Source organism: Flavobacterium sp. Arc2, from assembly GCF_041431385.1.
Taxonomy (GTDB): Bacteria; Bacteroidota; Bacteroidia; order Flavobacteriales; family Flavobacteriaceae; genus Flavobacterium.
This window is the reverse complement of sequence record NZ_JASMRH010000001.1, coordinates 251,784-263,728: the sequence shown is the minus strand read 5'-3', so window position 1 is coordinate 263,728 and position 11,945 is coordinate 251,784. Positions and strand designations below refer to the sequence as shown.

The following is an 11,945-nucleotide window of genomic DNA, read 5'->3' as shown; positions in this document are numbered from 1 at the left end:
AAATTAATTATGTTTTTCAATTCCCTGGCTTTTGCCATTTTTTTACCTATTGTTTTTTTATTGTACTGGTTTGTTTTTAATAAAACCAAAAGCAGTCAAAACCTACTTTTAATTCTAGCGAGCTATTATTTTTATTCGTGTTGGGATTGGCGTTTTCTGTTTTTATTGGTTTTTTCTACTTTTCTGGATTATTATACCGGAATCCAAATAGAAAAAAACAAGAACGAAAAAATCAGGAAATTTTGGTTCTGGTTAAGCATCGGAATCAATTTGGGATTTCTGGGTGTATTTAAATACTATAACTTTTTTGCGAGTTCGTTTGCGACACTTTTAAGTGATTTCGGACTTAAATCGAGTCCGTTTTTGTTGGATGTGGTCTTGCCTGTGGGGATTTCGTTTTATACTTTTCACGGTCTGTCCTATGTAATTGATATTTATTATAAAAGAATAAAAGCCGAATACAACTTTGTAGATTACTCTCTTTTTGTGAGTTATTTTCCGCTGTTAGTTGCTGGACCCATTGAGAGAGCCACGCATTTACTGCCTCAAGTTAAGGTAAAAAGAACGTTTGACTATGAGAAAGCCAAGCAAGGTGCCTATCAATTTATCTGGGGATTGGTAAAAAAAGTGGTCATTGCTGACACTTGTGCGACCTATGCTAACGCTATTTTTGACAACTATACCCACATGAATTCCTGGTCGCTAATCTTAGGAGCCGTCTATTTTGCTTTCCAGATTTATGGTGACTTTTCGGGCTATTCAGATATGGCTTTGGGAATGTCTAAGTTGTTCGGGATGGATTTACTACGTAACTTTAATTATCCGTATTTCTCGAGAGATATTGCCGAGTTTTGGCGCCGTTGGCATATTTCCCTGTCTTCTTGGTTTCGGGACTATTTATATATTCCACTTGGTGGTAGTAAAGGGTCTAAAATGAAACAAGTGCGCAACGTGTTTATCATTTTTGTAGTAAGTGGTTTTTGGCATGGAGCTAATTGGACCTATCTAGCTTGGGGATTTATCAATGCCCTGTATTTCTTACCGCTTTTATTGCTCAATAAAAACCGTTCGAATATGGAAATGGTGCAGTTGCAATGGAATTTCGCTTCTGCAAAAGAGATACTACATATTTTTTACACTTTTGTCTTAGCTTGCTTGGCTTGGATCTTTTTTAGAGCGAAGTCGATCACTGATGCCTTTTTGTACATCAAAAGAATTTTTACCGACGGAAGTTTCAGTTCGCAATATTTGTCCAATGAAAGATACAATTATGAATTACTGTTGATGATTATTCTTTTTATTGTGGTAGAATGGAACAATCGCTTCAAAGAAGAACCGCTTTCTGGAAAAAACAGTTGGTTGAAGGTAGCTTTAGCAATTGCTGCTATTGTAGCCTTAGGAACCTACTCTGATTATAAGGAATTTATCTATTTCCAGTTTTAAAAATATATAGTACCGATTGATATGAAAAAGTTTTTACTTTTTATTTTAAAAATAATCCTTGTTCTACTTTTTGTCGCAGTAGCGCTAGATTTTGGTTTTACGACCATTTACAAACAATCTAAAAATAGAGGAAAAATCGATTATGTTTTTAATTCAACTGCTCGTAAATATGATGTGGTTATTTTAGGTTCGTCAAGAGCCAACAATCATTTTGTTTCTGATCTATTCGAAAAACAAGGCTTAAAAACATTCAATTATGGCATGAGTGGAGGTCATTTATTTGAAGCCTCTTTGCTCCTGAAACTAATGATCGAACGAAAATACGAAATCAAAAATGTAATTCTTGAAGCCGACTTGAATCTATCGAATAATCATCAGTCTGAAGGGGTTTCGGCTAAATATTTACCGTATTTGCATAGCTCAGAAACGGTTCAAAAACATTTTGAAAATGAAAAAGATTTCAATGAACTCTATTATATTCCGTTTTATAGGTATTTAAAGTTTGAAACGAGAATAGGTATCAGAGAGACTTTTTTTACGGTGATACATAAAAAGTCTAAGCTCATTGAAAATGGTGGTTATTATTCTTTGGGGAAAACCAAAGGGAACATGAAAAATAATATTGTTAATTTGAATCCGCTGCCTCACAACAAATATTATGAAGAGATAAAAGCTATATGCAAGGCCAATAATATTAATTTTATTCCCATCATGACGCCTATGTGTGAGAATGTAACGGGAATGAATTATTTTGATAAAGTACGCAAAGCCTATCCTGAGATTCACAATTATGAAAATGCAGTGGTAGAGAATATGTATTTTTCTTCTTGTGGGCACATGAATGATGAAGGGGCACGCATGTTTACGAATGTCATTATACACGATTTTTTTCAAACTAAAAGATGAAAGTAGCCTTCCTTACACCAGAGTATCCGCATGCCCTTACTAGAAATTCTGGAGGGATAGGCACTAGCATCAAGAACCTAGCTATAGGGCTTGTAGCTGCTGGTTGCGAAGTGCGTGTTTTGGTGTATGGTCAAGATCAAGATGCTGTTTTTAAGGATGATAGTGTAGTGATTCAATGCATTAAAAATGTTAAAATTAAAGGTTTGTCTTGGTTTTTTACTCAAAAAAAAATCGATCGAATGATCAATCAATTACATGAAAGCAACCAAATCGATTTAGTCGAAGCCCCAGATTGGACTGGAATAACCTCTTTTATTAGCCCGAAAAAATGCCCCATAGTGATTCGTTTGAATGGTTCAGATACGTATTTCTGTGATCTAGACGATCGCAAGGTAAAATGGAAAAATAAATTTCATGAAAAACGTGCTTTACATAAGGCGAATGCATTACTCTCTGTTAGTCAATTTACCGCCGATCAAACGAATGCCGTTTTTGGTTTTGATAAAAAGTTTACTATTATACCTAACTCCATTGATGTAAGTGCCTTTGTAAAAGAGGGGAATAGTGCGGTTGTACCCAATACGGTTTTGTATTTTGGAAGTCTCATTCGGAAAAAAGGATTATTAGAACTGCCCTTTATTTTTAATGAAGTGATTAAAGAAAATCCCACGGCACAATTAATTTTAGTGGGTAGAGATGTGCCTGATATTATTTCGGGTTCCAATTCAACTTGGAAAATGATGCAAGAGCTTTTTACACCTGAAGCTTTATTGCGTGTCAATTATGTCGGAGCGGTGACATATTCAACAATTCAATCGCATATAAATACTGCGACAGTTTGTGTTTTTCCGTCTTTTGCCGAGGCTTTGCCTGTCTCTTGGATAGAAGCTATGGCACTACAAAAGCCGATAGTGGCTTCCAATATTGGTTGGGCTACAGCTATAATTGACGATGGGATAAATGGATTTTTGGTTCACCCAAAAGAACACAAGCTATATGCAACTAAGATAAATGAGTTGCTTCATGATACGATTTTACAACAAGAATTTGGCGCAGCTGCCAGAGAAAAAGTAATAGCAAAATTCAGTATTGACGTTGTAGCAAAACAAAGTTTAGATTTTTATAAAATTGTAATTCAATAAAATTTGATTTTTATATACCATACTAATAACGCCATTAATAGGGTCGAAAATGAATTACGAGAACTAATGAATTTTGATGCTACAGTTTCTGTTTCTTGCGGATTGCAACAAATAGCGACTAAGAATCCGGATGTTGTTTTAGTATGGTGCCACGTTGATTATGCAAAGTATTTAAATGTTGAGGTTGCAAAGAAGCTGTTTCACCACAATAAACTAATGCTTTCTTTTAACCCAAATAAAAGCTCTTTTTTGAGTGATCGAATTGGGTATGTTGATGAATCGCTATTTGTGAATGTCAACAAAAAAGTAAGTTTTCCTACTTGGCAAATGAGTAGTGCTGTAGGGATGATTCATGCTTCGGTGCTCATTAAATTGGATAGTATTCCTTGTCAAAATAATTTGGATTATTATTTGAGCTCTATAGCAAAGTTAGCAATGCCAAAAGGCTTGCTGTGCTATTCAGAACCTAGATTGCTTTTACACCAGAACGAAAGTAAGGAGTTAAAAGCATCAATGTTTACTTTGTTTCGATTTGTAAAACAACATTATAAAACGCGTTGGGTGTTTTTATTGTTTCTTAATTTATTATGGTATGAAAACAAACTAGTGATTTTTCCTTTTTGCCTTTCGTTGTTTTACAAAAAGAGAATAGAAAGCAAGATTAATTTAGAAGATATAAAAGTAATCTCTAATGATAATGTTATACAACAAAAAACGATTGATGTTGTTATCCCAACTATAGGTAGAAAAAAATACTTACATGATGTTTTAAAGGATTTAGCAAAGCAAACATTATTGCCGCAAAAAGTAATTATTGTAGAGCAAAACCCAATTGAGAATAGTGTTTCAGATTTAGATTATCTGATAACAGAAAGTTGGCCTTTTAAAATCAAACATATTTTCACGCATCAAGCAGGAGCTTGTAATGCTAGAAACTTGGCATTACAAGAGATCGAGAATGAATGGGTTTTTCTAGCGGATGATGATATTGTTTTTGAGTCTGATTTTTTATATAATAGTTTTCTTTCAATCGAAAAGTATGGTGTAGAGGCAGTTTCGGTTAGCTGTTTAAGAGAAAATGAAAAAAGTAGTTTGAATACGATAGTTCAATGGCAAAGTTTTGGCTCTGGTTGTAGTATTGTTGCTACTACTAATTTGAATAAATGTACATTTGGTCTAGGTTATGAATTTGGTTATGGAGAAGATAGCGATTTTGGGATGCAACTTCGCAATCAAGGGGTTGATGTGTTGTATTTGCCGGAGCCTAAAATTTTACATTTAAAAGCGCCAATGGGTGGTTTTAGAACCAAACCAAAATTAGCTTGGGAGAATGATGTAATTCAGCCCAAACCTTCTCCTACCGTGATGTTGTTTCAAATGAAGCATAAAACGAAACAGCAAAACTTAGGCTATAAGACTATTTTGTTTTTTAAGTATTACCAGCATCAATCAATAAAAAATCCATATACTTACTTCATTAGTTTTAAACAACAATGGGAACGAAGTCTTTATTGGGCAGATAAAATAAATGATAGACCATGAAATTCTCTTTAATTATTTGTACGTATATGCGTCCCGAACCGTTGCTAAAACTCTTGCAATCGGTACAGAAACAAACAGTATATCCAAACGAAATTTTAATAATCGATGGGTCTAAAGACGATGCAACCCAAACGGTTTTACAGCTGAATTTTTTTGATAATCTAAAATATTTTAAAGTTTTAGAAAATGAAAGAGGACTAACGAGGCAACGTAATTATGGGGTAGAACGAGTAGGGGAGCAAATAGAAGTCGTTTGTTTTCTAGATGATGATACGGTTCTTGAAGTTGATTATTTTGAGCAAATTTTAAAAACGTATAAAGTATATCCAGATGCACTAGGAGCTGGAGGGTATATTAACAATGAGACACAATGGGAATTCGTTGGAGATCGCTATCATGCTTCTCTAGATGATTATTGTTTTGACGGTTGGAAGCGTAAAGAGGGTTCGCGTTTTATACTTCGAAAAAAATTAGGGCTGGATAGCGATTGTCCTCCAGGCTATTCTTCAATGTATTCCCATGGTCGCAGTGTGGGTTTTTTACCTCCTAGTGGAAAAATATATGAAGTTGAAATGTTGATGGGAGGCGTATCCTCTTTTCGGAAAAAAGTATTTGATTTATTACAGTTCTCTACTTATTTTGAGGGCTATGGCTTGTATGAAGATGCCGATTTTACTTTGAGGGTGGCCAAAATGGGGAAGTTGTATTTAAATACTTCCGCAAAATTAAGTCATTATCATGCTGCTACCGGCCGACCCAATAAATATCAGTATGGTAAAATGGTAGTGCGCAATGGCTGGTATGTTTGGCGAACAAAGAATCCACAACCAACTTTAAAGGCAAAATTAAAGTGGCATTCCATAACAATTATTTTGATATTGATTCGATTTAGCAATACATTTACTTCTAATATAAAAGCAGAAGCTCTTACAGAAAGTTTAGGCAGAACAGTAGGATGGTGGAGTTTGTGGTTTAGTAAGCCAAAATAAAAATATGACTTTATTGCAATTGATACAATCTGATTATCAAAAACACCAAAAATATGGTGGTCATTTCTTTGCTATTGTCTTTTTTACCCAAGGCTTTTGGGCAGTATTGCAATATAGAGTAGCTCATTTTATTTATACTAACATTAGTTGGCAACCATTTCGGTTTGTTTTTTTATTTTTGACTTTTTTATGTCAAAAAGGTATTGAAATAACTACAGGAATATCGATTCCTGCGTCGGTAAAAATAGGTCATTCGTTTTATATAGGCCATTTTGGTGGAATAATTATTAATGCCAATGCTGTAATTGGTAATAACTGTAATATTTCACAAGGTACTACCATTGGAGTGTCAGGTATAGGTGAAAAAAGAGGAGTTCCAGTATTAGGCAACGATGTTTATATTGGTGCAAATGCGGTTATTGCAGGCAAAATTTTAATAGGTAATCAGGTACTTATAGGGGCTTGTTCTTTAGTAAATCAATCTCTGTCTGATAAGGATGTCGTATTGGGTGTTCCTGCAGTTGTTATTTCTAATATGGGTTCAAAAGGATATATTTAATGAAGTTATTAGTAGTTTCTACAGCACCATTTATTTACAATGATGATTCCGTTTATGCTTATAGTCCCTATGTTGAGGAATTGGTATTGTGGAATAAATATACTGATTCTATCGCTTTTTGTTGTCCTGTTTGGGCAAACTCAAAGGGTTTGTTAATTTCACCATTGCCTTTTTCTTTTGAGAGACATTTTAGGTTGGTAGATTTTAATCTCAAAACGACTTTAGCATGCAGCAAAGCATTTTTTTTTCTTTTTTACAATTTTACGGTGTTGTTTAAAGCAATGCTTTGGGCCGATCATATCCATCTTAGATGTCCAGGAAATATTGGTTTGTTGGGTTGTATTGTGCAGATTTTTTTTCCAAGTAAACCCAAAACCGCAAAATATGCTGGTAATTGGGATCCAAAAGCAAAACAACCTTGGACCTATAAACTCCAACAAAAAATACTGCAAAATACTTTTTTGACCAGAAATATGCAGGTTTTGATTTACGGAGCTTGGGAAGGACAAACAGGGAACTGCAAATCATTTTTTACGGCCAGTTATTATGAAATAGAAAAGCAAGATTTAGTTGTTAGGAATCTGGAATCTAAGATTAATTTTATTTTTGTAGGTGCCTTAGTGAAAGGAAAGAATCCTTTGTATGCCATACAACTAGTTGAAGGATTATTGAATAGAGGGTTTAATGTTGGTTTGAATTTGTATGGCGAGGGTGTTGAACGAACTAATTTAGAAGTCTATATTACAAAAAATAATTTAACTGAGATAATTTCGTTAAAAGGAAATCAAGATAAAGCAACTTTAAAGAAAGCGTACCAACAAAGTCATTTTGTGGTACTTCCTTCTAAAAGTGAAGGTTGGCCAAAGGCAATAGCCGAAGGAATGTTTTGGGGCTGTGTGCCTATTGCAACTCCTGTTTCATGCGTTCCATGGATGTTAGATTACGAAAATAGAGGTGTTGTATTAAACATGGATTTGAATGTTGATGTCCTAAAGATAGCGGATGTTTTGCAAAAGAATAGCGATTATAAATTAAAACAAAAAAACGCATTCGATTGGTCTCGACAATATACGCTTGATGTTTTTGAAACCGAAATAAAAAAATTAATAGTCTAATGCGTATTGTTCAAATCATAGATTCTCTAGAAGCAGGTGGTGCAGAACGTATGGCAGTAAACTATGCTAATGGTTTGGCGGATCATGTTGATTTTTCTGGATTAATTGTTACTAGAAAAGAAGGGGTGCTCCTAAAGCAAATTAGTGAAAAAGTACCTTATTTTTTTTTGAAAAAAAAAAAGAGTTTAGATTTTTTGGCGCTTTGTCGATTAAGAAAATTTGTTTCAAAAAACAAAGTAGAAGTAGTACATGCTCATAGCACTTCTTATTTTATAGCACTTCTTTTAAAATTAGTATATCCCTCCGTAAAAATTATTTGGCATGATCATTACGGAGATAGTGAGTTTTTAGATGAAAGACCTACTAGGTTACTAAAAATTGCACTTCCTTATTTTAGTGGCATTTTAGTAGTGAATCAAAAATTAAAAAATTGGGCAATAAAGGAACTAAACTTTAGTAATAGCTTGTTTTTACCCAACTTTGTCAACGAAGAAAATTATTTTACAGTTGTGAAAAGTGCAATATTGCATGGTGTTGAAGGGAAAAGAATTGTGTGTTTGGCGAATTTACGATTTCAAAAAAATCATTTTTTAGTTTTGAGAATGGCTGAAAAACTTAAAAAAGTGAAGCTAGATTGGACTTTTCATTTAGTTGGAAAAGATTTTAAAGATGAATATTCCACTGCAATAAAAAAAGAAATTATTGATAAAGGTCTTAGCGAAAATGTTTTTATATATGATAGCCAATCAGATATTGCTACTATATTAGAACAGTCAACAATAGCAATTCTTAGTTCTCAGTCCGAGGGTTTGCCTGTTGCTTTGCTAGAATATGGTCTGCATCGAAAGCCAGTTTTAGTTACGGATGTTGGTGAAATAGCAACGGTGGTGATTCATGGTAAAAATGGTTTAGTGATTGCTCTTGAAGATGAGGTTCTTTTTTACGATTCACTCTTAGATCTAATTAATGATGAGGTTCTAAGAGAACAATTAGGGAATTCGTTTTATAAAACGATAAACGAACAGTACAACGAGCAAATTGTGATTAAACAATATGTGAATTGGTTAAAACTTACAATAAAAAATGACTAAAGAAGAAACTAATTATCTTTATTTAATTTTATTGCACGTTGCGATTGGTATTGTAATATATCTGTTTCCATTTGCCTCTAAATTGTATGGGTATACCATGTTTTTATTAGGAGGTTATTACGTAATTAAAACTCAAAATAGAAATAATGAAGCTTTAATGGCCGGTGCTTATATAGCAGGGTCTGAAGTCCTATTGAGAATGACAGGAGGTAATATTACATATGAATTCTCTAAATATGGAGTACTGCTTTTCATTTTAATTGGGATGTATTTTAAAGGGTTTTCTAAAGGAGCAATACCTTACTGGATTTTTTTGTTATTATTAGTTCCTAGTGTAATTATTTCCAGTTTTGTTTTGAATTTTGATACCAATATTAGAACAACCATTGCATTTAATATTTCTGGCCCCGTATGTTTAGCCGTAGTATCTATCTATACGTATAGGCGAAAAGTAACGTTAGAGCAAATGAATTCATTGTTATTATGTGTCGGACTTCCTATTTTAAGCTGTGCAGTCTATTTGACTTTATATACTCCCAACGTTCGGGATGTCATTACTGGTACGCAATCTAATTTTGAAACTTCTGGAGGGTTTGGTCCAAATCAAGTAGCTACTTTTTTAGGCTTGGGGATGTTTATTTTCTTTTCAAGGATTGTATTAGAATCGAGATCAAAGTTCTTGTTAATTCTCAATCTGATTATTGCATTAAACATTAGTTATAGAGGAATGGTCACTTTTTCTCGTGGAGGTATGATCACTGGGTTTTTGATGATTGTACTGTTGCTATCGTTCTTATATTTTAAATCGAATTTTAGGGGCAGGGTGAAATTAAATTATATTTTAGTAATCATTGTAGTGGCAATGGTAGCGATTTGGACTTATACTTCTTTTCAGACCGGTGGATTAATAAATAAACGATACGCTAATCAGGATGCACAGGGAAGGGAAAAAGTAAACCAATTTACCGGAAGGGAAGATATAGCCACAACTGAAATTAATATGTTTTTGGATAATCCTATCTTTGGAGTTGGAGTTGCTAAAGGAGCTGAAGTTCGCGAATTGGAAACTGGTAATTTTTCAGCATCTCATGATGAAATTACGAGGATGCTTGCTGAACATGGATTATTAGGTATTATTGGATTATTGATTTTATTTTTTACACCATTAGTATTGTATCTGGAAAATAAGTTTAACATGTTTTTACTGTGTTTTGTGGCATTCTGGTTTTTAACGATAAATCACGCTGCGATGCGAACAGCTTTGCCTGCTTTTGTTTATTCCTTGTCTTTGTTGAATGTTCAATTAGTGGCGCCCTCAAAAAAAGAATAGCATTAGGATAGAAAAAAGTTATCATGCTTCACTTTACCAATAGTCGATAAAACGATATTTTTAGTATTTTCGGTCAGTTTTTTAAAACAATTGAGTGCAATAATCGTTAAATTTATAGTAAGATAGTTTTAAAGAAAAATTTAACGTCACTTAAATCTATATTTGAGCAAAAACACTAAATTGCGAGAAATACCACTGCAAAATAATGCCAAAAAAGAAAATTCATTTTGAAATATCTGAGCGAAAAATGATTCTTCGTCTCTTTGATGTTGTTTTTGTTTTAGTCGCTGTGTATGGAGTTGGGCATTTTTTTGATCTGAACTACCTGGAAGCGAGCGTGTCCATTGGCTATTATGTTGTCTTTTTGGTAATGTATCTTAGTATTTTTGCGATTATTTTTGAAATGTATGATTTACAGGTTGCTAGTAATGAGCTTCAAATCTTAAAAAGCACGTTGCTAACAGTATCGACTACGGTATTTGTTTATTTACTGACACCCATTTTTTCACCGGAGCTTCCCTCTAACCGTTTACAGATCTTAGTTTTTTTCGGAATTATTTTTTCGACATTAATTTTATGGAGGTTGTTTTATTGTCGATTTCTGGCCAGCAATCGATTTTTTCAGAATGCAGTATTAGTTTGTGATAAAGATCAAGTAGAAGAATTAATTTTAGGATTAGAAAACATTGATCCGCACTATAAGATTATTGGGTATGTGAGCGCTGATGTTGATGCAAATATTGACATAAGACATTATCATTATGTTGAGCCAATAAACAAAAAGGATTTAGCTTCTTTTGTAAAGAAAAATTCCGTTTCTGAAATTGTAATTGCTTCCCAAAAAACAGCAGGAATCACTGCGGAATTGTACCAACAATTGATTCAGTTGTTAGAATCCGGAAAGTTGATCCGGGAATACACACAGGTTTATGAGAGCAAAACCTACCGCATACCTGTGCAATACATCTCAAGGGATTTTTATCGTTTTTTCCCATTTAGTAGAAATAATCACAATAAGTTATATTTAGCAATTGTTAGGGTTTTTGAAATCGGTCTTGCCATAATTGGTTTGGCTTTGTGTTTACTTATGATGCCCTTTATTTTATTAGCCAATTCCATCAATAATAAAGGGAAGTTATTCTACACACAAGAACGTGTAGGTAAGAACGGAGTTGTTTTTTTTATTTTAAAATTTAGGAGTATGAAGAATGGCTCCGAAAGTAATGGAGCCATTTTTTCTACAAACGGCGATTCCAGAGTTACGGCTTTCGGAAAATTTATGCGTAAAACCAGGATCGATGAGTTTCCTCAATTTCTTAATGTTTTAAAAGGAGATATGGCGATAGTGGGACCTCGTCCTGAGCGTCCTTTCTTTGTAAAAGAAATTTCAGAAATAATGCCATTTTATGAGACTAGACATATTATAAAACCCGGACTGACTGGATGGGCACAGGTCAATTATTCGTATGGAGAATCGATTGATGATAGCCTAATTAAACTGCAATATGATCTTTATTACATTAAACACAGAAGCTTTTATCTGGATTTGAATATTGCATTAAAAACCATTACAACTGTATTGTTTTACAGAGGGCAGTAACGAGGTAACGGCAAAGGATAATAGATTTCAAGAATCACTTCCCGTTATTCTCGAAAGCTTTCGTGGTGGGATAAACTAAAATACCCTTTTTTTCAATACTATTTGTTTATGTACGGTAAGCGGATGTAAATAGATAATAGGCCACAGATTACACTGATTTGACAGATGGAAAAACTTTTTTTAACCTGCGGTAATCTTCTAAACCCGTTTCATTTGCGTGCCAGCTTT

Annotated in this window: 10 protein-coding genes; all 10 read left to right on the top strand. The window is 33.8% G+C overall.

What is annotated here, in order from left to right:
• Positions 1-9 precede the first annotated feature (9 nt).
• The 10 genes from QO182_RS01205 (at position 10) to QO182_RS01160 (ending at position 11,717) form a co-directional block, all read left to right on the top strand.
• On the top strand, positions 10-1,443 hold the full coding sequence (locus tag QO182_RS01205) for an MBOAT family protein (RefSeq protein WP_371559494.1): 1,434 nt from the start codon (positions 10-12) through the stop codon (positions 1,441-1,443).
• Positions 1,444-1,464: 21 nt separating this feature from the next.
• The gene (locus QO182_RS01200) at positions 1,465-2,349 is read left to right on the top strand and encodes a hypothetical protein (protein WP_371559492.1); all 885 of its coding nucleotides are present in this window, start codon (positions 1,465-1,467) and stop codon (positions 2,347-2,349) included.
• The gene (locus tag QO182_RS01195) at positions 2,346-3,491 is read left to right on the top strand and encodes a glycosyltransferase family 4 protein (protein ID WP_371559490.1); all 1,146 of its coding nucleotides are present in this window, start codon (positions 2,346-2,348) and stop codon (positions 3,489-3,491) included. Before QO182_RS01200 ends, QO182_RS01195 begins: the two co-directional genes overlap by 4 nt.
• A gap of 3 nt (positions 3,492-3,494) precedes the next feature.
• Complete coding sequence (locus QO182_RS01190; RefSeq protein ID WP_371559486.1) at positions 3,495-5,033, top strand: glycosyltransferase family 2 protein; 1,539 nt, start codon at positions 3,495-3,497, stop codon at positions 5,031-5,033.
• The gene (locus tag QO182_RS01185; RefSeq protein WP_371559482.1) at positions 5,030-6,022 is read left to right on the top strand and encodes a glycosyltransferase family 2 protein; all 993 of its coding nucleotides are present in this window, start codon (positions 5,030-5,032) and stop codon (positions 6,020-6,022) included. The genes QO182_RS01190 and QO182_RS01185 overlap by 4 nt, the downstream gene beginning before the upstream one ends.
• Before the next feature lie 4 nt (positions 6,023-6,026).
• On the top strand, positions 6,027-6,581 hold the full coding sequence (locus QO182_RS01180; RefSeq protein WP_371559478.1) for a serine O-acetyltransferase: 555 nt from the start codon (positions 6,027-6,029) through the stop codon (positions 6,579-6,581).
• On the top strand, positions 6,581-7,696 hold the full coding sequence (locus QO182_RS01175) for a glycosyltransferase (protein ID WP_371559474.1): 1,116 nt from the start codon (positions 6,581-6,583) through the stop codon (positions 7,694-7,696). Before QO182_RS01180 ends, QO182_RS01175 begins: the two co-directional genes overlap by 1 nt.
• Entirely contained in the window at positions 7,696-8,787 is a 1,092-nt protein-coding gene (locus QO182_RS01170) for a glycosyltransferase (protein WP_371559473.1), read from the top strand. The genes QO182_RS01175 and QO182_RS01170 overlap by 1 nt, the downstream gene beginning before the upstream one ends.
• Entirely contained in the window at positions 8,780-10,117 is a 1,338-nt protein-coding gene (locus QO182_RS01165) for an O-antigen ligase family protein (RefSeq protein WP_371559472.1), read from the top strand. The genes QO182_RS01170 and QO182_RS01165 overlap by 8 nt, the downstream gene beginning before the upstream one ends.
• Before the next feature lie 202 nt (positions 10,118-10,319).
• Positions 10,320-11,717: a sugar transferase gene (locus QO182_RS01160; RefSeq protein ID WP_371559559.1), complete on the top strand. Its 1,398-nt coding sequence runs from the start codon at positions 10,320-10,322 to the stop codon at positions 11,715-11,717.
• Positions 11,718-11,945 lie beyond the last annotated feature (228 nt).

What these genes read in the sequence shown, in the direction of transcription:
- QO182_RS01195 (WP_371559490.1), top strand. Translation starts at nt 2,346, where the DNA reads ATGAAAGTAGCCTTCCTTACACCAGAGTATCCGCATGCCCTTACTAGA.
- QO182_RS01180 (WP_371559478.1), top strand. Translation starts at nt 6,027, where the DNA reads ATGACTTTATTGCAATTGATACAATCTGATTATCAAAAACACCAAAAA.
- QO182_RS01205 (WP_371559494.1), top strand. Translation starts at nt 10, where the DNA reads ATGTTTTTCAATTCCCTGGCTTTTGCCATTTTTTTACCTATTGTTTTT.
- QO182_RS01200 (WP_371559492.1), top strand. Translation starts at nt 1,465, where the DNA reads ATGAAAAAGTTTTTACTTTTTATTTTAAAAATAATCCTTGTTCTACTT.
- QO182_RS01165 (WP_371559472.1), top strand. Translation starts at nt 8,780, where the DNA reads ATGACTAAAGAAGAAACTAATTATCTTTATTTAATTTTATTGCACGTT.
- QO182_RS01170 (WP_371559473.1), top strand. Translation starts at nt 7,696, where the DNA reads ATGCGTATTGTTCAAATCATAGATTCTCTAGAAGCAGGTGGTGCAGAA.
- QO182_RS01175 (WP_371559474.1), top strand. Translation starts at nt 6,581, where the DNA reads ATGAAGTTATTAGTAGTTTCTACAGCACCATTTATTTACAATGATGAT.
- QO182_RS01185 (WP_371559482.1), top strand. Translation starts at nt 5,030, where the DNA reads ATGAAATTCTCTTTAATTATTTGTACGTATATGCGTCCCGAACCGTTG.